Raw genomic sequence first — 22,617 nt, 5'->3', positions numbered from 1 at the left:
TGTCTAAGGTAAGGCCGGAGTTATCTTAAACACATCTTTTAACGCCTTTCGGGCGGCATGGTAACCACACATGCCGTGAACACCACCACCGGGAGGAGTAGAAGAGGAACATATATAAATTCCCTTTGCAGAAGTAGCATATGGCGAAATACGTATGGCTGGTCGTGTGTACAATTGTCGCAGGTTAATGATGCCTCCGTTAATATCGCCGCCTATATAATTAGGATTGTAGCTTTCCATTTGCAAGGTATTCATAGTATGCCTTGCCAGTATGCAATCTTTAAATCCCGGTGCAAATCGTTCTACCTGGTTTTCTATAGCATCAGTCATGTCTGTCGCTGAACCATGCGGCACATGACAATATGCCCAGGCGATGTGTTTTCCATCCGGTGCTCTTGATACATCAAACACGGTGGGCTGTGCCAATAATACAAATGGCTTTGAGGAATGAATGCCATTGAATGATAGTTGCTCACTTTCCATAATTTCTTCCAGCGTATTGCCAATATGAATGGTCCCTGCCTGCCGGCATTCAGGTGCGGTGAAGGGAATGGGTTCACGCAAAGCCCAGTCTATTTTAAAAACCCCCATACCATAGCGATACTTTTTCAACTGCCATTTATAAATGGATGAAAATCGGTCGCCGGCAATTTGCAGTAATTGCCGGGGTGTAACATCAAACAGCAATGCTTTAGTGGCAGGCAACTGATTAAGCGAACGCACATAAAACCCGGTTTGTATTTTACCTCCTATCGAAGTAAAATAAGCAGCCAATGCATTGGCAATGGAAACAGAACCTCCTTTTGGTATGGGCCACCCTTTCAGATGCGCCGCAGTGATTAATACCAAACCAAAGGCCGAAGTAGCCGCATTGGTTAATGGTTGAATGGAATGAGCCGCCATGCCGGCCCATAATCCTTTAGCTTTTTGTGTGCGAAACTTTTTTGAAAGCTGCCACGCCGATGATAAAGCGTTTACCCCAAACTGTGCCATCAGCAAAGGATGTTTGGGAAAATGCAGGGGGCCTAAAATATCAGCAGCAATTTGGGGCCAGGTGGCAATCAAAGGACTTATGAGCTTCAAATAAGTAGCTTCGTCTTCACCCAGCAAACCGGCCGTTTCATTGATTGAGTTGGTAAGCACCGCAGCTGTTCCATCGTCGAAGGGATGGGCCGCTGCCACCGAAGGAAAAATATATTCAAGCCCATGTTCTTTCAAAGGCAAGGTGGCAAAAAAAGGAGAAGCCAATGCCATAGGATGAACCGCCGAGCAGATATCATGCAAATAACCGGGCAGGGTAAGTTCTGCCGTACGCAATCCACCGCCAATGGTATCTTTCGCTTCGAGCAAAAGAACGGATAGCCCTTGCTGTTGCATAGTGATTGCAGCAGCTAAACCATTTGGTCCGGAACCTACTATTATAGCATCAAAATCGCCCAAAGGTTTTAATTTGTTGATGGCTGGGCGCCTGAAATTCAGGCACCTTACTATAAAGGTAACTTGTAAATAAGGACCTCCAAAAAGATATCCTTGTATAAAAAAACATAGAACTTTATCTTTACTTCAAACAGCTTCTTATGAAAAAGCATATTCAAAAAACCATTTTGGCATTGACAGTATTATTGCCCGGTTTTGGCAATGTTCTGTTTGCACAGAATAATGAGCAGGAATTAACAGCCCTTATTTTAAATAAAGACAGTCTTTTCTGGCATGCTTACAATGCCTATGATATATCAAAAATGGCTTCGTTTATTTCGAAAGACGTAGAGTTTTACCACGATAAAGGTGGTATAACTACCGGACAGTTGAACCTGATCAACTCCTTAAAAAAAAGCCTCATTGATAATATCGATCGTTTCAGAATAAGAAGGGAGCCGGTTGACAGTAGTATTAAAATATTTCCGCTAAAGAATTCCGGGATTATATATGGAGCCGTTTGTAGCGGAGCGCAAATATTTTACATAAAGGAAAAAGGAAAACCTGAAAGGCCTGACGGAATAACCCAATTTTTTCATGTATGGTTGTTAAACAATGGCGACTGGAAAATGGCACGCATAATAAGTTATGATCACCGGCCTGCCCTTGCTGAAGGAGTACATACGGGAAAATAAAATATGAGTCCTTTGATAATTACTTTGGCAAACTAAAATAAAAACAGGCGCCTTTATCCACTTCGCCTTCAGCCCACACCTTTCCGCCTTGTTTTGAAACGATCTTTTCAACCAGGGCAAGGCCAATACCCGTGCCTTCATATTCCGCGGCACTGTGCAACCGCTGAAATACTTTGAACAGCTTTTCTGCATATTGCTGATTAAAGCCTGCACCGTTATCCTTTACAAAAAATACAACGTGCCCGTTCTGCGAAAAGGTGCCAATTTCAACGTGCGATACTTCACGCTTCGACGAATATTTAATGGCATTGGAGATAAGGTTAACCCATACCTGCCTGATCATATTTTCGTTCGCCCTTACTTCGGGCAATGATTGTATTTGCAAGTGTATTCTTGTAAAATCAAATTGGGTAGCTAACGACTCCCGCACCTCATTAACTACCAATGCCATGTCGACTCTGCCCTTTACCATTTCCTGCCGGCTCATTCTGGAAAAAGCAAGCAGGTCATCAATGAGCTGCCCCATTTTTACAGTATTGTTTCTGATAACCGACATAATGCGCCTGGCTTCGTCGTCCAGCTTATTGCCATAATCTTCCTGCAATATAGCCGCGTACCCTATAATTGCCCGCAATGGGGCTCTTAAATCGTGAGAAACCGAATAGGAAAAACCTTCCAATTCCTTATTAACAGATTCCAGCTGACTTGTACGATCTTTTATTTTCTGTTCAAGGGTTTCATTAAATTCTCTCAGGGCGTTATCGCGTTGCTCGATTTGATCAAGCATTTCATTAAAAGCATTGGTAAGTTTACCTAACTCATCGTTACCCATTTTTACGGCACGCGCCGAAAAATCATGTTTATTGGAAACAATCTCTGCGGTATTGGCCAGTGCAATTATTGGTGCAGTTATACTTTTTTTCAAAATTTTCACCAGTATATATGTGAGCAGCAAGGATGCCATTAGCACAAAGCCAACAATAATAGCATACAGTACCATCCTCTCGTGCAAGGCGCCCAGATCAGACCTCAGGTACAGGGTGCCCAGTTGCCTGCCCTCCATTACAACAGGTTCTACAGCTTCCAGATACGAATCGCCAAAGCGGTATTGTTCAGTTTGCGGAATGGTTGGTAAATCCAGGTTGATGCTGTCTTTAAAATATTTACAGAATAACTTTCCCTTTACATCATAAATTCCGGCAGCAACAATATGCGGTTCTGTTTTCAACTTTTGTATTATCTCCGTCGCATCTTCTGCATTTTCAAAGGTGATAGCTGCTGTGCAGTTAGCTGCAGTGATCCTTGCAATGACTGAGATATTTTCTATAGCCGCTTTACGGAATATATAGTATTCATAAACAAAAAATGCGATGCAGGCAACGAGTATAACAATCCCATTGATCAGTAAAATGATCCTTAGTAATTTTTTTCGTATCGGGGCGTTTCGAAAAAGCATCCGGTTTTTATAATTGACATATGATCTTCCCAAATAGTGAACGTTTGACCTCACGGGGGAAGGTAGGAAGCCACGGGATTACTGGGTTTAGGTAAGCAAAAGATGGTTTATTAAAGGATGAAAGGACAGACACAAAATTTCTTTGAAGAAATTTCGTTTACCTTTCATTGTTATTGCAAATGCGTTGTTTATCCCGTTTATATGTAAGTTCGGAAAAAGATTTTAAAGAACAACTGCATACATCTAAATCGATATAACGGATCGCTATTCTTTGATTAAAATCAATTTGTATAATCTACACATGACTCTAACGTCTACAAAGAGCCGGCTACTTTTACCGTCTGCCTTTTGTAGTGACTACGCCGGGAAAAATGGCTAATAGAAAAGCGATTGGCATACGCCGGATACCTGCTTGAAAACTTCGATTACAGTATTGATGAAATCTGCATGGAGAGCGGATTTGAGGACAACATGCACTTTACTCGTGCATTTAAAAACAAATACAAACTTCCCCGGGGAAAATTTAAAGCAGAAAAGTAAGTGTCACTCACAAAGGTGAACTCAAAGGAATAAGATACAGGGAAAAAATATAATGATTGGCTTGAATTGTGGGCATGTTCAATCTTACACAGGAACAGTTGCCGCCGGGAATGAAGCATAACTAAAAAGAGCCGGCTACTTTATTACCTGGTTAAACACATTCTATGACCCGGGGGCAAAAAAGAAAAGAACGGTTTAACCGCTTTTCTCCTCGTATTACTGTAACTGAGGTGTTGAAAGTTCCATTGCTGGTTTATTTTTTTAAATTATTATTTCATCATACCCTTCATCTTTTCCGGCCAAACTCTTTAGCGACACTTTTATCTGTTCGGCCAAAGCCGCCACCGTTGGGTTCCGGAATATCTCATTCACCCGTATATCCGAAAGCAGCCTGATCCTGATAGCAGAGACCATTCGTATGGCGAGTATTGAATGCCCACCCAGCTCGAAGAAATTATCCCTTCGTCCTACCCTGGCAACACCCAATAATTCCTGCCAGATAGCAGACAGCTTCCATTCCAGCTCGTTGACCGGCTCTTCATACTCCCTTAGCATTGCCGGATCCGGCAAGGCCTTCGTGTTCAGCTTGCCACTCAATGTCAGCGGAATAAACGGTATTTCTATCAAAAGTCCGGGAATCATATATTCAGGCAATCTGGTTTGCATATAAGCCATAATCCCGCCTTTATCAAAAGCATCGTTGGGTACTATATAGGCCACTAACCGGTCGCCCTCTCCTCCTTTTGTCACAAGCACTACGGCCTGTTTTACCAGCAGACATTGCAACAACACGAATGCTACTTCATCTGGTTCGATTCTGAACCCACGTATTTTAACCTGGTTGTCCTGTCGCCCCAAAAACTCTATCTGGCCATCAGGAAGCCATCTCCCAACATCTCCTGTTCTATAAACCTTATCAATTTCGTTTCTATCAAATGGATGAACAATAAATCGATCCCTTGTCAGGTCAGGCAAATTCAGGTATCCCCTTGCGATCTGTACACCCCTAATGCATATTTCGCCTGCTACACCGACCGGTACTGGTTTCCCGTTTTTCCCTAAAATGAAAATCTGCGTATTGGATACCGGCCTGCCTATCGGGACCACCTTCAGGTCTTCAATGCCTTTATTCGGCATTGCCCAATAGGTGACATCTATTGAAGCCTCCGTTGGTCCGTACAAATTATGCAGTTCAGCATGAGGGAGCTTTTCCCTGAATAGCCGCAGATGTAAGACCTTTAATGACTCTCCGCTGCATAAAACCTTCGTCAAACTAATACAACGCCCCGGCGTCATATCCATCAGAAACTGCTCCAGCATTGATGGCACAAAATGCAGCGCTGTTATTTTTTCTCTTTCGATCAGTTCCAACAAGTAATTCGTATCTGCCTGCCCCCCCGTTTTTGCAAAAACCAATCGTGCACCTGTCAAAAGAGGCCATAACAATTCCCAAACGGATACGTCAAAACAAAAGGTCGTTTTTTGCAGAATCCGATCTTCTGGCGTAAACCGGTAAAAATCCTGAGCCCAAAGCAAACGATTGTAGATTCCTTTATGCTCTATCATTACGCCCTTGGGTTTGCCCGTAGAGCCCGAGGTATAGATCACATACGCCAGCTGATCGGGCAACACCTGCGCCTCCACTGCCGTCACCGGCTGATGCCAGATCTCTTCCCCCTCATCCAGCATGATCACCTCGCCTACGAACGAAGATGGCAACCGCTCGCCGGCCGCCCTGCTGCCCAGCACCCACTTTGCTTCCGTATCCTGCAGCATATACCCTATCCGCTCCGACGGATAGGACGGGTCTACCGGCACATATGCCCCTCCTGCTTTTAGTATTCCCAGCACGCCAACGATCATCTCCACGGACCGTTCAATACACAACGGCACCAGTGTTTGCGGCTCAATACCCCTTGCCAACAGGTAATGCGCCACCTGATTACTCCGCTCATCCAGCTCCCGGTAAGTCAGCCGCTGTTCTTCATACACCACCGCCGTCGCCTCCGGGCTTCGCAAAACCTGCTCCCTGAACAGGTTAAGCACGGTCCTGTTCTGCGGATATTCTACCGCAGTATTATTGAACTCCAGCAGCTGACGGCGCTCTGCCTCACTCAGCAGCTCCCAATCGGTTATCCGATTTACGTCCCCATTTATCAACTGCAATAGCAACTGCTCAAAATGATCCCGTATCCTGCCCGCATATTCCGGCAGCAGCAACTCCGCATTGTAATTAAAGGACACTATGATTGTATCCGATGCTCCAACTGTAACGGTCATCGGATAATTGGTCTGTTCCTGCATCTTTAAGACCTTCTCTACCCGTAACTCCCACTTCTTCGACGAGATGACTTCCGACACCGGGTAGTTCTCGAACACCAGCAGGCTGTCGAACAAATCCCCCTTTATACCCGTCCAGCTCTGGATAGCGCTCAACGGCGTATACTGGTAGGTACGTGACGACAACTGGTCATGCTGGATCCCACGCAACCACTCTCCCACCTCCATGTGCTCCTCTATCACTCCATGCAGCGGCAGCGTGTTGATGTACAGCCCAACCCGCTCTTCTATCCCATCCAGTTCCCCGGGACGACCCGACACTGTTACCCCGTATACCACGTCGCGCTTGCCCGTATACCGGTACAGCAGATAGGCCCATACCCCTTGCATCATCGTGTTCACCGTCACCCGCTGACTGCGCGCATACCCCTCCAGCTGTTGGGTCAACTCCCGGCCCAGCTGCAGCTGTTCCTCTTTGTATTCACCCGACCCTTTTGTCCGCTCCAGTCCCGGGGTCACGAACGGCAGCAGCGTTCCTTCCTCTACTCCCGACATATAATCCCGCCAATACGCCTCTTCCCCATAACGGTCCCGGCTTCCAATGTACCGGATATAGTCTTCGTAGCGGTCCTGTTTCTGCTCACGCACCAGGCCGCCACGTATATAATGATCGTACCCCTGTAACAATTCCTGCAGCACTACCGGCAATGACCAACCGTCCATCAACAGGTGATGAAAGGTCCATACCAGTGCACTGCGCTCTTCGTTCAGCCGCAGCAGCGTCAGCCGCAGCAACGGCGCCCGCTTCAGATCAAAACCACGGTTGATATCCCCACGTCGAAACTGATCTACCGCCTCCCGGCGCTCCGCTTCACCCAGCTGCCGGTAATCCACTACCTCCAGCGGCGGCTCCACTCTCCGGTACACGCACTGCACCGGAATCCTGAACGCATCCGCATAAAATCCTGTACGCAGTATGCTGTGCCGGTTCAACAGGTCCTCCCAGCTGCGTACAAACACCTGCTCATCCAGCCCCACTACCTCATAGCTCATCTGTTCCATATAAGCCCCCGACCGCTGGTCGTACAAACTGTGGAACAACATCCCTTCCTGTAAACCACTCAGCCGGTACACGCCCTCTATCTCCTGGCGGCGCTTTCGCCCCCCTTCCAGCTCCTGATCCAGGAATGCATCCATTTCTTCATAGCTCACCTCTCCTTCCAGTCCGAAGTCAGAAGGCGTGTGTTCACCCTGACGGCCCCGGCAATGATCGATCACCTCCTGCAGCGCCGACAGGTATAAACCAGCCAGTTCTTTGATGGCAGCCTCCCTGTAATGACGGCAGCTGTAGGTCAAGCCCAACACCAGCTGACCCGACTGTACGGCTCCATTTATTGCTACCTTGTAGCGTAACACCTCTCCACCGTCTACATCCGTTCCCGATGGGCCACCGCCCGGCCGCAGCCAGCCCCCCTTCTGCTCCACCGCATTGTCGAGCTGCCCCAGGTAGTTGAACACAATGTCCCACGGGTCCTCCCGCTGTCCGTTCCACTCCTCCACTCCCTTTATATAGCGCAGCACCCCATAGCCCAGTCCTTTGTCTGGTATACTCCGCAGTTGCTCCTTGACGCCCTTGATTGTCGCTCCCATGTCTGATCCCCGATCACCTGCCAGCAACACCGGGTACAGGCTGGTAAACCAGCCCACCGTACGGCTCGTATCCATCCGCTCCCCCAGCTCCTCCCGGCCATGACCTTCCAGCCCTACCACCACCGATGATACCCCCTGCCACTGAGCCACCGACCGCAGTAATGCGCTCAGCAAAAGATCGTTTACCTCGGTATAATAGGCCCGGCCGCACTCCTGCAACAGCTGACGAGTGCGTTCTTCGTCCAGCACCACCGTTACTCTCTCCGACATCGACTCCTGCGCCGGCTGCCCTTCTGCCTCATCCACCCGCAAAGGCTGGTAACGGCTCACCACCCTCCGCCAGTAATCCTCCTGGTCTGCCAAACGACGCGTTTGACTATACCGATCCACACTCTCCACCCACTCCCGATAGGAACTCGTTTTGGCTCCCAGCTTCACCTGCCTGCCCTCCGCATAGCCGCTAAGCAATTCCTCCAGGTCCTGCAGCAATATCCGCCACGACACCCCATCAACCGACAGATGATGGATTACCATCAGCAGCCGGTCATGCTCCTCCTGCGCCGGCGTTCGCACTACCAGGACCCTCATCAGCCGGCCCTCCCTTATCGACAGGCTCCGCTGCGCCTCTTCGGCTGCGCTTAACAGCTCTTCCCGGCTGCCCACTACTATTTCTTCCACACAATTGTACACTTCTCCATACTCAGATATTCCCTGCCCATATACCAGGCGCAGCGCATCGTGCTGCTCCTGCATTTCCAACACCGCCTTCCTCACCCGGTCCAGGGGCACCCCCTTCACTAAACCAACCTGTACGCTTTGGTTAAAATGAGACTCCTTCAGGCGTTCCCCGCTAAAATACCACCGCTGAATCGGCAACAACCCGCAGTTGCCCTTTAACACTCCCTGCTCGGCCTTCACCGCCTCCCGGTCACGCGCCCCGAGCTCGCCCGACAACCGGGCCACCGTCTGGTGCACAAACAGATCCTTCGGCTCCAGTATATATCCATGCCGGCGCGCCCGGCTCACCACCTGAATCGTAATGATCGAGTCGCCTCCCAGTTCAAAAAAATTGTCATTTATACCTACCCGTTCTACCCGCAGCAGCTCTCCCCAGATCTCCGCCAGCACGCGCTCTATATGGGTCTGCGGCGCCTCATACGCACTACTGGCTGCCTGACCCGGCTCGGGCAGCGCCAGCCGGTTTACCTTCCCGTTCGCCGTCAGCGGCAATGCCTCCAGCTCTGCCAGCACCCCCGGTACCATGTACTCCGGCAACCGCTGCCGCACCCACAACAGCAAAGACTCCCGCTTGTACCCCTCTGCAGGCACCACATACCCCACCAGCCGCTGACCGCCTGCCTCCTGCTGCCTGGCCACCACCACCGACTGCTTCACCAGGCCGCTCTCCTGCAGCATGCTCTCAATCTCTCCCGGCTCGATCCGGTATCCCCTGATCTTCACCTGGTCGTCTATGCGGCCCAGAAACTCAATGTTCCCGTCTTCCAGCCACCTGGCCCGGTCCCCTGTCCGGTACAGTCGCGCCCCCACTTCCCCACTGAACAGATCGGCCACAAACTTCTCTGCCGTCAGTTCCTCACGGTTCAAATAACCGCGCGCAACGTGCGCCCCTCCGATAAACAGCTCCCCTGGTATACCCAACGGCGATAATTGACCGCCGCTATCAAGTATATAGATCTGCGTATTGCTGATCGGCTTGCCTATCAACGCCGTGCCCCCACTGTTCAGCCGGTAGCTCGTACTATATGTTGTGTCTTCCGTGGGACCGTACAGATTTCTTACCCGCATCCTGTCTAACGGAAGGCTCTTATAAATATCAGCTCCAATCGGCTCTCCGGCCATATTAATACCCTTCACCCGGCTCAGGTCTGTCTGCTCCTCCAGCAAATGGCGGATCACCGTCGGTACCGTATTCAACAGAATATCCTCATCCTTCGACACATACCGGCCAATCGATAAGCCATCTTCCAGCAAACGGATTCTCCTGCCCGTACTCAATGGATAAAACAGCTCAAATACCGACAGGTCAAACGACAGGGAAGTACCCGCATAGATAATCCCGTATTCTTCCGGCTCGAAAATCGTTCGGCACCATTCCAGAAAACAATACGCATTGCCATGTTCTATCATTACGCCCTTGGGTCTGCCCGTAGAGCCCGAGGTATAGATCACATACGCCAGCTGATCGGGCAACACCTGCGCCTCCACTACCGTCACCGGCTGATGCCAGATCTCTTCCCCCTCATCCAGCAGGATCACCTCACCTGCGAATGAGGATGGCAACCGCTCGCCGGCCGCCCTGCTGCCCAGCACCCACTTCGCTCCCGTATCCTGCAGCATATACCCTATCCGCTCCGACGGATAGGACGGGTCTACCGGCACATATGCCCCTCCTGCTTTTAGTATTCCCAGCACGCCAACGATCATCTCCACAGACCGCTCAATACACAACGGCACCAGCGTCTCCGGCACTACACCTTTCTGTAACAGGTAGTGCGCCACCTGGTTACTCCGCTCATCCAGTTCCCGGTAGGTCAGCCGCTGTTCTTCATACACCACCGCCGTTGCCTCCGGGCTTCGCAAAACCTGCTCCCTGAACAGGTTAAGCACGGTCCTGTTCTGCGGATATTCTACCGCAGTATTATTGAACTCCAGCAGCTGACGGCGCTCTGCCTCACTCAGCAGCTGCAGGTCACCGATCCGCTGTCCGGGATCCGATACCACCGACCCCAGCAACTGCTCGTAATGATCAAACATCCGGCCTATCCGCTCTGCCTCAAACAGGTCTGTACTGTATTCTACCGCTACCCCGATGGTTTCTCCTTCCTCTATTAAGGTAAAGGTCAGGTCGAACTTCGAGGTCGTGTGCGCTACCCCCTCTCCGGATACCTCCACACCCAACAAACCAGTCTCCTCATGCTGACCCCGCGCGGCCTGCTGCCATACGAACAGCACCTGGAACAACGGGCTCCGGCTCAGGTCACGGTGTTCTACTACCGCCTCCACCACCTTTTCGAACGGCGCGTCCTGGTGCGCATACGCCGACAATGTCGTTTCCCGCACCTGGTTCAGCAACCCGCTGAACGACAGGTTGCCTCCAAAATCACTGCGCAGCGCCACCGTGTTCACAAAAAAGCCGATCAGCCCCTCTACCTCCTGCTGGCCACGGTTGGCCACAGGACTTCCAACACATATATCTTCCTGACCGCTGTACCGGTACAGCAAAACCTTGAATACCGATAGCAGCGTCATAAATAAAGTCACCTCTTTTTGCTGCGATAACTCCCGCAACCCACCGCTCAGTTCCTTATTCAACCGGAAGTTTTGCGCCGCACCCCGACCGCTATTCACTGCAGGGCGAACATAATCCGCCGGCAGTTCCAGTGGCAATACCCCCCTCAACTTCTCTTTCCAGTACGACAGCTTTGCCTCCAGCACTTTCCCCGACAAATACTCCCGCTGCCAGATCGCATAGTCTGCATATTGTAATCCCAGCGGCTCCAACACCGGCACACGACCACTCACCTCTGCCTCATACAGCTCCATCAATTCACGATATAGGATATTCGATGACCAGCCATCCGAGGCAATATGATGTACAGTCACTACCAGCAGTGTCTCCCCGTTATTAAACCCCAACAGATCAGCCCGCAGCATATAGTCCGCTGACAGATCGAACGGACGGCTCGCCAGCTCCCCGGCCAGCTCTTCGGCCAGGCGATCTTCCACCATCTGCCGACCCAGCCGCCAGCCGCCGGCCTCCAGCACTTCCTGGTAGGCTACTCCTTCCTGCTGACGGTATACGGTTCGGAGCACCTCATGCCGTTCGAGCAACCCCTGTAATGCCCGCTCCAACACTGCGCCGTTTATCCCTTTCATCCGCAGCACCACCGGAATATGATACTGAACACTACCATTCAATTGATCGATAAACCAAAGCCGCTCCTGGCTGTACGACAACGGGATTCGCCCACCGCGCGGCTGACGAACCAGTGCAGGCAGCAGTACCTCTGCGGAACGCTCCTGCAACAATTCCGACAAACCCGCTATCGTAGGACGCCCGAAGATATCCCGTACCTCTAACCCGGCCTTCAACTTTGCCTGTATCGCCGACAGCACCCGCATTGCCAGCAGCGAATGACCGCCCAGCTCAAAAAAGTTGTCATGCACTCCTATAACTTCCCGGCCCAGCAACTCCTGCCATATTTCCACAATGCTGGCCTGTATCGCATTTTGCGGACCTTCATATTGATCGCTAAATAATCCATTTACATCTCTTTTGCTTAACTGCTTCCTGTCTACTTTACCATTATCCGTCAGCGGCAGCGCTTCAAGTTCTATCAGTAAAACAGGTACCATATACGAGGGTAACCGCGATTGCAGGTACTTTATCACCTCCTCCCGGTTATAACTTTCTTCCACCGCCACATAACCTATTAATTGTTTATTTCCCTTATCATCCTCATGTACTATTACCACCCCATTCAATACTCCCGTACTTTCGTTCAACACACTTTCTATTTCGCCCAGCTCTATCCGGTAACCCCTTAGCTTCACCTGATTATCCTGCCGGCCCAGGTATTCTATATTCCCATCAGACAGCCAGCGACCTATGTCTCCCGTTCGATACAAGCGGCCGCCTGCTTCCTTCGAAAAAGAATCCGGGATAAATAGTTCGGCTGTCAGTTCACGACGGTTAAGATACCCGCGTGCTACGCCAACACCGCCTATATAAATCTCGCCCGGTATTCCTACCGGAACCGGCAGCCCGTTGCCATCGAGGATATAAATCCGTGTATTGGATAATGGTTTCCCGATCGGCAGTCCTTCAATTGCTTTTGCATCTCCTGTCACTGCTGCATACTCAACAGCCGTTACCGTAGTTTCTGTAGGACCGTATTCATTATAAAAATCTGTATAGGCTATCCATTTCCGGCATAATTCACTTTTACAATACTCTCCTCCTGCGATTACCCGCTTTAGCCCTCCATGCCTGCCAGGTGTAATAGTTTCAAGAAAACCGGGTGTAGCATGTAAATGAGTGATCCGCTCATCTAACAGCATCCGTTCAAACCTGTCGGCCGACAACTGCAAACCTTCAGGAAATAAAACCAGCGTGGCTCCATTGACCAGGGCAAGAAATATCTGTTCAACCGAAGCATCAAAACAGAAATTGGCAAATTGTAATATCTTATCGCTTTTTTCGATTACAAACTCTTTACTCTGATGAACTATCAGATTTATTACAGAACCATGTTCCACTAATACGCCTTTCGGCAATCCTGTACTTCCCGATGTATATATTACATAAGCAAGACTGCCGGCATGTAGCCATACTTCCGGCCTGGTGTTTAGTTCTTTACTTATATTAGTATTTTCAAGACTGATTATTTGTAAATTTTCCCACTTACTTAATAGTTCCCGGGTATATTCATTGGTAACAACCACGCCTGCTCCCGTATCGGTAATTATATGGTACAATCGTTCAGCAGGATATTCAGGAGACAAAGGCACATACGCCCCTCCCGCCTTTAGTATCCCCAGCACGCCAATGATCAGCTCCACCGACCGCCCGATACACAAGGGCACCAGCGTCTCCGCCACAACACCCTTCTTTAGCAGATGGTGCGCTACCTGGTTACTCCGCTCATCCAGCTCCCGGTACGTCAGCCGCTGTGCTTCATACACCACCGCCGTGGCCCCGGGGCTGCGCAATACCTGCTCCCTGAACAGGTCCAGCACGGTCCTGTTCTGCGGATATTCTACCGCCGTATTATTGAACTCCTCCAGTAGCTGACGGCGCTCCGCCTCACTCAGCAGCTCAAGCTCACCGATCCGCTGCTCAGGATCCGATACCACCGACCGCAGCAAACGCTCGTAATGACCCGCCATCCGACGTATCCGCTCCACCTCAAACAGGTCTGTACTATAGGTTATGCTGGCGATTATTCCCTGTTCACCGGATTGAGTTGTTAATGTCAGATCAAATTTGGAAGTCGTTTGCTCATAAACGACTGGTTTCGATATTACGGTTCCGATATTAGTTACGCTTTCTTTACCCGAAAAATTATTCTGCCATTCAAACATTACCTGAAACAATGGGCTCCGGCTCAGGTCACGGTGGTCTACCACCGCTTCCACCACCTTCTCGAACGGCGTGTCCTGGTGCGCATACGCCGACAATGTCGTCTCCCGCACCTGATCAAGCAATTCGCTGAACGATGGGTTGCCCCTTAGATCACTGCGCAGCGCCACCGTATTCACAAAAAAGCCGATCAACCCTCCCACCTCCCGCTGTCCACGGTTGGCCACAGGACTGCCTACACATATATCTTCCTGACCGCTGTACCGGTACAGCAATACTTTGAATACCGATAGCAGCGTCATAAATAAAGTCACCTCTTTTTGCTGCGATAACTCCCGCAGCCTTTCGCTCAGTTCTTTATCTAAGTGAAAGGTCAACATCGCTCCCCGGCCGTTGCTCACTGCAGGGCGAATATGATCTGCAGGCAGTTCCAGTGGCAATACCCCACTCAACTTCTCTTTCCAGTACAACAGCTTTGCCTCCAGCACCGGCCCCAACAAATACTCCCTCTGCCAGATCGCATAATCTGCATATTGTAATCCCAGCGGCTCCAGCACCAGCGAACGACCATTCAAATCTGCCTCATACAACTCCGGCAGCTCACGGTATAGGATATCTGATGACCAGCCATCTGAGGCAATATGATGTATCGTCACCACCAGCATCGCCTCCGCACCTGCTTTCTCAACCAGGTCGGCACGTAGCATGTAGTCTGCAGACAGATCGAACGGACGGCCTATCAACTCCCCGGCCAGCTCTTCGGCCAGGCGATCTCCCACCACCGGCCGACCCAGCCGCCAGCCCCCGGCTTCCAGCACCTCCTGGTAGGCTACCCCCTCATGCTGACGGTACACCGTCCGTAACACCTCATGCCGTTCAATCAATCCCCGCAACGCCTTCTCCAGCGCCTCGCCGTTTATTTCCTTCAGCCGAAGCATCATCGGGATATGATACTGAACACTCCCCCCCAGCTGATCGATGAACCACAAACGTTCCTGGCTATACGACAGTGGAATCCTTTTACTATCCAACCGATAAGAAGCCGACAACTCTGCACTGATACTCTCGTTATTAAAAAAGTCTTCCCCGTTGTCGAGCAGGGCCTTAAGCACATCCTTGTGTTTTTTTATTTCCTCCAATAAATCCGCATCCGGCACTCCATTTTTAGGGATTTTAAATTTAAGTTTTCCTTGTTCTGAAAATAATTGAACGCCCCTGCTTTTTGCACGGCGTAAAACACTGAGTGCAATGTTCAAATCCCCATTTCTCATTTATAATTTTTTTTATAGTGCTAAATTTTCGCGAGGCCGGCCTTCTATAGCCTGATAAACCCGTACATATCCGGCATTTCCAGCTTGTTGTTGATGGAGAGATTGGAAACAAGGCCCGATCCCAATCCGGCAATAAAACTTTTTTTGGAGGGAGTCAACCCGGTGTATGAGAAAGTATTGAGATATCTGTGCAGCAAGGTGGTTATGACAGATCGGGTTGACAAGACCGGGGAGGTTATCTGCTGCCAGAAATTCCGTCGTCAATGAAAGGATGGAGTTTTATGAATCAGAAGTTATTGGTAAGCCGGTGCATAATTTCGACAAACCGTTTGCTCAATAATTCTATATCGGAACCGGAATACTTGCCGACTTTGTAGTGAAACTTTAATTCGATGCCGTTCTTACATTCTTTAATAATACATTTGAGCGGCAGTATACCCGAACCTTTGCTGAGGTGATAAGGTGTAAGATCGTTTATCAGCTCCTCTTTATTCTTAACAAGATTGATATATGCAGGTGCCAGTATTTCCAATGGCAGATCAAGGTCTTTCATGATCAATTCGTGAGGATATACAGCAAAATCAGAAGCCTCCAGTACCGTTTCGGTTACGTCGGTTATAAAAGCATTCCAATCTGTGCCCCTATCTACTTCGAAACAAACAATAAGATTATGGGTCAGCCACCCTACGATATCTTTAAATTCATTAAAAAATCTCGTTGAAAAAGGTATACTGACCCGTATATTCCTCTTACCTTCTGTTTCATACAAGAGGATGACAAAAGCCGAGATCAGGGTCATAAAAAGGCTGGAAGTGCAGCTGGCTGCCAGAGCATTCAAATTGTTTGTTAGCTGTTCGTCAATAAAAAAAACATAAACAGCCCCTGGTGGAGGGTTCAAAGTTACTACAGCGCCTACTGCATCCTGATATTCTGAGCTATTCCTCTCACCAAGGAACACCTTCATCTGATCATTCAGCTCTGCCCTGTATGACCTGGCGCCGGGTCCGGAACAATTTACCGCTTGTACCCTTTCCAGGCTCTCCATGATGCCATTGCAATAAAGCGCCCTATGTTGCTTACCCTCGTCACTTTCAATCCAACTGTTCATCCAGTTAGCATAATCGCTGAATTGCGTTTTCACCGGTGGAAGAGAGCTTTCTGATCGATTCTTAAATGATCCGCACAAAACGCCAATTTCTTTTTTCAGTATGTCAATCGAATCATCATCACTTATGGCATGATGCACGACAAAGATCAGCATGTACTCCTGTTCAGGCAAAGCGAGCAATTTAACTCTTACGAGGCTGCCCTTTTCAAAATCGAAACTAATGCTATCGAGCTCTTTCTTTATGCCGGCGGCCATTTCGTGCATGTTGCCCTGACGTAAATCCACAAATTCAATAGGAAAAAAGTCCTCCGGATTTCTGGTGGTGGCTTTCACGCTTCCATCTCCCGTTCTGTAAAAAGAGGTTCGAAGACTCTCGTGACGATTAAACACTTCGAACACCGCAGCTGTTATGACCTCCTTTTCCACGTTCCGGAGTCGAAGAGTAAAATATACATTAGAAGTATTTTTTCCTGTTATCAGATATCGCAGATACTCCTTTCTCTGCTGATGGGATGCTTCATAAACAGTTTTCCGGCCAGGCGAAGCAGATAGTACCTCCTTACTTTTAAGAAAGGCCGCCCTGATCTTTTCAACCTCTTTTTGCTCCTTTAAATATTTTAAAAGATGTTGTTTATTTTCTTTCAATTCCCGCATTATCCGGTCATCGACCTGTTGACCGCTCCTGACCTTTAGTTTCAACTCACCGGCATCATCGATAAAGACCATTAAACCGTTACCCTTTAATCTCTTCAACAATTCATTTTTTGCCATTGTATTGGATATACAAGTCTTAGATATTCAACAAATTTTGTTCGCGCACACAAAACAGAAGGCTGTCATACTTACATTCTTGTCAAAATAATATTTAGAAATTTTTGATCGATACAAAGATTCAGCCAGCTCCAGTGCCCTATTGGATATTCAAAATAATCTACTTTATTGCCCTGATTCCGTAAAGCTGTTACAAACTGACGGAAGAAATCCGCTATCCTTGGATTTTCTGTACCTGCAGAGATTATAAAGTGAACATTCTTTATTCTATTCATTTGTTCGGAATTGAGAGGCGTATACCCACTCATAATAACAGCGTGGCGAAACAAATCGGGCTCACGAACTGTTGCTTCAATTGCACCCTGTCCACCGGTTGAAATACCAGCAATAAAGGTATTGCCGGTATCAATAGAATATTTTTCCTTAAGCGATTTATAAAGGGCGATTGATAAAGTGTAAGCTTTGGTAGGAGCAGCATTCAAAGATGTAAAGAACTCTTCTCCCTTTTTGATATGCGGTACAACTACAAAACAAGGATATTTATCCCTCGCTTCTTCATTCGCGTAAATAGAAACATAGTGAATAAGCGGATTTCTTTTCCCACGTTGTCCTCCGCCATGAAAGAACATTACAATAGGATACTTTTTGTTCGGATCATAGTTTTTAGGAGTTAAGAGCCAATATTCCAGCGAATCATTTTCTTTATTTATAAAGTACTTCTTATCAAACGCCCTGATGGTATGCTCCTCGAGCTCCCTCGAATAAAACTCTTCGCCCAGTAAATTCTGGCAAGGAAGAAAAATAAATTGATTATTTTTTATGGTTTTATCACCTTCAAAGTCAACCCCAATATTAGAAACATTATACCCTTTAACATAATTGTCCAGCAATTCTACCTTTCCGGGTTTAGGTTCCGAATTATTCACCGTTATACCACTTTGCAAACCATATTGAAATTTTATAGTGGTATCTTTAAAAACTCGTCCATCATTCGCCATGAAATTGGGCATTTCGAAATCATCTGTTATTGAATCGTTGATCCGGCAGTTTGCGACCACACCCTTATTACATGTAGTAAAAATGTTGCCGACATTTACAGTAGGATATCTTTCCCACCCGAGACCAATCGAAGATGGCATAAAAAGCGCCTTGTGTTCAGTTGCATTATTCGACCTTACACCGAATATCATATTGTTTGATATAAAGTTTTCATGAACATATATCAGCGATCTGCTGATATCGAGGTTCACCACTGCAAAATTGGTATTCGAATCGACATATATTTTTTTGTACGCATCCTCGTCGTTCACTTTATCTCCCTGAAATTTCATAATAAACTTTGGGAACAGGAATTTGGTAGGAGGCCTGTACCCCGAACTGATCGCGTTAGTAACACCTCGTGGAGTTGCGCCCCTCAGCACACAACCATTATATAATTTAACATTGAAGTTAAAATAGTACTCCCCGGGACCAAAATACAAAACACCTCCTCCTTCATCCGAAATCTTTTTCAGTGTACTTTGAAGTACGGTTTTATCAATTTCTTTTTTATCATTAAACAAGCCTGTTACATCAGCCGCATTGGTAACTTTCGACCATTTAAAATCGTCTGTCCAATGCTCCTTTACCTTAAATCGGGTTTTGTAAGGGTTATCAACAGGAACCTGAGTGATTGCAGTTAAACAGCAAATGAGCAGCGTTATAAATAATAATGCATTTCTTTTCATTATAGTTCGTTTATGATATTAGTAAGGCTAATAAGTATTCGGAAGACACTGGTTCTTTGTATACCAGCTATAAAAATTCTTCAGGCCGCATAACAGATCAGTAGCAGGCTTGTAATTGAGCAAACGGGCAGCCTTTCTTATATCAGCATATGTAATCGGCACATCACCTGCCTGTTCAGGATAATATTGAATTATTGCCCGGCATTTGCACACCTGCTCGATTGTACGGATAAGATAATTCAATGTAACTGTGCGATTATTACCAATGTTTATGATCTCAAAATCAGATGCTCTATAGTCAATGGCAGATATAATTCCATTTACAACATCGTCTATATAAGTGTAATCTCTTGCCGAATTGCCATCGCCAAACACAGGAATAGGCTTTTGTTTCAGTATGCAGTCAAAAAACTTATATATTGCCAGGTCGGGCCTTTGGGCAGGCCCATATACGGTAAAAAATCTAAGTGCAATAAAACGGATCTTGTAAAGATGGCTATAGACATGACCGAACATTTCGGCTGAATGCTTCGAACCTGCATAAGGACTTATCGGAAAAATCTGTTCATTTTCACTCCAGGGCGCATTTGGACTAATACCATACACACTGCTGGAAGAAGCGAATACAAATTGTTTTATTTTTCTTTCCTTCGCAAATTCCAAAAGCGCCTGTGTGCCACCGATATTTACATTTTGATATAATAAAGGGTCCAGAATACTTTGCCTTACGCCGGCCTTTGCTGCAAGATGAATGATTATATCAATCTTCTCAAATTCTGTATGATTGTTTATATTCCTGATATCATCCATGATGAATTTAAAACGGGAGTTGCCGAAAAAATCTCTGATATTTAACTCTTTCTGTTCTTTTGCATAAAACGCGTCGAAATTATCCAGGCAATAAACATAATATTTTCCCAGGGAAAGCAGCCGCTTTATCAGATTGCTTCCGATAAATCCGGCTCCGCCTGTAACAAGAACACGTTCCATTTTGAGACTGATCGTCATTTAATGTTAAAGAGCGTTCAACAACTTCCCGCTATTTCGGAAAGCAACGTTGCAAATTTATACAGCTTTTTTTTCAAGCTGACCTGCATAAGGGATGACCATATTGGCAGGAATTTCAATAGAAACTTCTCTGTTCAAAGATTCAATCTGAAGCACCAACCGGCTTTTACCATTCCTTTTTAATAATATACCTTCTGTTCCGGCAAATGGGCCTTCGCCTATTTTAACGCGCGTGCCTGTACTATAGTAACTGAAACTATCATTCGTTACCTCCACATTTGCGTTCAAAACTTTTTTTAATGTGTCAATTACACTTTCAGAAACAGTGGCAGGCTTCCCGTCAAAACAAACATAATTAACAACGCTTTTTACCTGCAAGGGTTTATACCGATCACGAAAAGAAGTATAAATAAAAATGTAGTTAGGGAATAGTGGTAATTCTATTTGTTTCTTACGGTCGCTCCAGATTCTTATTACTTTATTTAAAGGCAAAAATGAAACAATCCCCATTTTGTCAAGCATTCTTTGAACTTGTTTTTCTGCCTTTGGAAGAGTATAAGCAACATACCAATTTTTGAGCTCCATTTCTTTTAATTTAAGCACTATATTCTCTGATAGTCAAACTAAGTGTACCAATAATAAATGTGTATTAATTAATACTAACTAATTAAAACCAGGAAATGCAGGCTTGAATGTGAGCCTGAAACATTTGCAGGCATAGCTGTCGCTAAGGCAACTCACACGGTTGTCTTAAAATTCAAATTAGTGTAAAAAGTACTCCCCGTTCATTGTAATGCCCGCAATCTTCAATGCGGGATTTGCGAAATTTCCAAATATTCATAAAACACTCAAATGGGAACTGCAGGGCGCTTTTCTCCTGTGTTATATGCAACGACAGATTTTGCGACGGCAAAGGCCGATTTCCATCATTAAATACGATGCTGTATGAACGTTTATCCTTTGACCCGAGTTTAACCTGGTAACACGAACCATCTTCAAAATCCATCCTGCAGGCGGTTACCTGTGCCCGGAAGTGAATTTTAATAGTATGTGAAATGCTTATAATATATCAACCGGGTATAAATTAAAGTGCTTCCAGGCAGGGAACCTGGCCGGTCCTCAGTTCAATTTGAAAACCTATTTTCAGAGTCAATTCTTTTATTATTACTAAAATCATAAAGCGTTATTTTTCTTATCAAATAATAAGACGCCCAATAATTAAGCAAACTATTGATATACTCCGTTTCAGCTCTGTCTTTATCTATTTGTGCATTATTGAAATCGGTGTAAGTAATACTTCCAATGGCATATTTCTGTTTTGCTATTTCGTATCGTTGATGTGCAAGTTCTCTTGTTAACTTAGCCATTTCAATTTGTTCTTCCTGCATGTTCCATTTCATTATCTCGTAAGAGATTTCCTGTTCGGCTGATAATTGCTGTTGAGCTATATAATTACTTTCCAATTCTAAATTAGCTTCTGCCCTTTTACGGTTTGATCTATTTACGTTCCAGTCAATTAAAGGGATATTAAAACCAATCACCACCGCCTGGTTTCGAAGAAGGCTTTCATAACTGTGATTAAATGTCATGGCGGTTTGCGTCAGACCTAAATTCGCTCTTAAGCTAACGGTAGGTCCGGCCTGGGATCTTGTTCTTTCAATTTCCTGCTCAGCCTGCAACCGCCTGCGTTCAAATTCTGAAACAAATTTTCGATTGCTTAGCGCCTGTTTTAAAGCAAGGTCACTACTTATCTTAAAGAAGGTCAGCGAGTCGGGAACCAGCAAGTCGATCTGTTGATCCTTGTCGAGGGTTAAGTAACGGATCAGATTCTGTTTTGCTGTTTCAAGGTTTAAAGTGGAGGCCAAAACAGCTCGTTTTGCATTCATCAGGCTTACTTTGGATTGTAATATATCATTTAATTGCACCGTTCCTATTTCGAAGCGAGCCTGGGTAATCTTTATAAGCGTATCGATGTTTTTAAGATTTTGTTCATCAAGCTTCAATTGAACATTTGCTTTTAATAAATCAAAATACCTGTAAATAGTATTATACGAAATTTCCTCAAGGCTTTCCAGGTATTGCCTCTTCGATTCTTCGAACCTGATTGGCTGGATTTTTCTTTGCCATTTAAATTCGTTATAAAACAGACTTTGCTGGGAATAGCTAAAAGAAAGGGGAACCGCCGTGTAAGCGGTGCTTTTATAATTTCCGAAATTATCGATCCGTTGAAGAGATGAGCCTATTGAAACACTGCCACCGGTTAAACCAATGCTTTGCGACAGGTTGAGACTCACACCCGAATTTGCAAGATTTTGTGCTACGAACTGGCTTTGCCCGTTAGGTAATGTAATTGAATTGATAGTTCTATAATAATCAGGCAACGTACCACTTAATGAAAGCTTTGGTAAAAAACCTGATTTATAAGCCCGGTAATCCCAAAAAGCCGACTTCGCAATATTGTTGGCGATTTTATAATCCAGGGAATTCTTTTGGGCAAGCACGATCGCATTATTCAATGAGAGTTTTATTATCTGTGCGTTAATTTGAAATGGGATATGAATTATAAGGATAAAGATGCACCTGGCAATAATG

General features: G+C 46.6%; 10 protein-coding genes. 2 read left to right on the top strand and 8 right to left on the bottom strand.

What is annotated here, in order from left to right:
- Nucleotides 1-3: 3 nt before the first annotated feature.
- Nucleotides 4-1,440 carry a phytoene desaturase family protein gene (locus tag AC59IL_RS19260; protein WP_496553814.1) on the bottom strand — a complete coding sequence of 479 codons (1,437 nt, stop codon included), beginning with the start codon at nucleotides 1,438-1,440 and terminating at the stop codon, nucleotides 4-6.
- Between the two features lie 137 nt (nucleotides 1,441-1,577).
- On the opposite strand from AC59IL_RS19260, the gene AC59IL_RS19255 reads away from it, so the two are divergent.
- On the top strand, nucleotides 1,578-2,111 hold the full coding sequence (locus AC59IL_RS19255) for a nuclear transport factor 2 family protein (RefSeq protein WP_496553813.1): 534 nt from the start codon (nucleotides 1,578-1,580) through the stop codon (nucleotides 2,109-2,111).
- 19 nt (nucleotides 2,112-2,130) lie between these two features.
- On the opposite strand, the gene AC59IL_RS19250 is transcribed toward AC59IL_RS19255, so the two are convergent.
- Nucleotides 2,131-3,600, bottom strand: a complete 1,470-nt coding sequence (locus tag AC59IL_RS19250) for a sensor histidine kinase, YfiR-like protein-associated (protein ID WP_496553812.1) — start codon at nucleotides 3,598-3,600, stop codon at nucleotides 2,131-2,133.
- Nucleotides 3,601-3,945: 345 nt separating this feature from the next.
- On the opposite strand from AC59IL_RS19250, the gene AC59IL_RS19245 reads away from it, so the two are divergent.
- A complete protein-coding gene (locus AC59IL_RS19245; protein ID WP_496554060.1) occupies nucleotides 3,946-4,107 on the top strand; it encodes a helix-turn-helix domain-containing protein in 162 nt (53 codons plus the stop codon).
- A 261-nt stretch (nucleotides 4,108-4,368) separates the two neighbouring features.
- Here the strand turns inward: AC59IL_RS19245 and AC59IL_RS19240 are convergent, their stop codons facing one another.
- The 6 genes from AC59IL_RS19240 to AC59IL_RS19215 form a co-directional block, all read right to left on the bottom strand.
- The gene (locus AC59IL_RS19240) at nucleotides 4,369-15,411 is read right to left on the bottom strand and encodes an amino acid adenylation domain-containing protein (RefSeq protein ID WP_496553811.1); all 11,043 of its coding nucleotides are present in this window, start codon (nucleotides 15,409-15,411) and stop codon (nucleotides 4,369-4,371) included.
- A gap of 286 nt (nucleotides 15,412-15,697) precedes the next feature.
- Nucleotides 15,698-17,290, bottom strand: coding sequence for a condensation domain-containing protein (locus AC59IL_RS19235; protein ID WP_496553810.1), 1,593 nt, complete (start codon nucleotides 17,288-17,290; stop codon nucleotides 15,698-15,700).
- Nucleotides 17,291-17,361: 71 nt separating this feature from the next.
- Complete coding sequence (locus tag AC59IL_RS19230) at nucleotides 17,362-19,017, bottom strand: carboxylesterase family protein (RefSeq protein ID WP_496553809.1); 1,656 nt, start codon at nucleotides 19,015-19,017, stop codon at nucleotides 17,362-17,364.
- A gap of 27 nt (nucleotides 19,018-19,044) precedes the next feature.
- Nucleotides 19,045-20,007, bottom strand: a complete 963-nt coding sequence (locus tag AC59IL_RS19225; protein WP_496553808.1) for an NAD-dependent epimerase/dehydratase family protein — start codon at nucleotides 20,005-20,007, stop codon at nucleotides 19,045-19,047.
- A 75-nt stretch (nucleotides 20,008-20,082) separates the two neighbouring features.
- Nucleotides 20,083-20,610 (bottom strand): UpxY family transcription antiterminator, encoded by a 528-nt coding sequence (locus AC59IL_RS19220; RefSeq protein WP_496553807.1) that lies wholly within the window; start codon nucleotides 20,608-20,610, stop codon nucleotides 20,083-20,085.
- Nucleotides 20,611-21,149: 539 nt separating this feature from the next.
- Nucleotides 21,150-22,541, bottom strand: a complete 1,392-nt coding sequence (locus AC59IL_RS19215) for a TolC family protein (protein WP_496553806.1) — start codon at nucleotides 22,539-22,541, stop codon at nucleotides 21,150-21,152.
- Nucleotides 22,542-22,617 lie beyond the last annotated feature (76 nt).

It is taken from the genome of Niastella sp. sgz303648 (assembly GCF_059587045.1).
The sequence above is the reverse complement of the archived record's forward strand: the minus strand, read 5'-3'. Positions and strand labels throughout refer to the sequence as shown.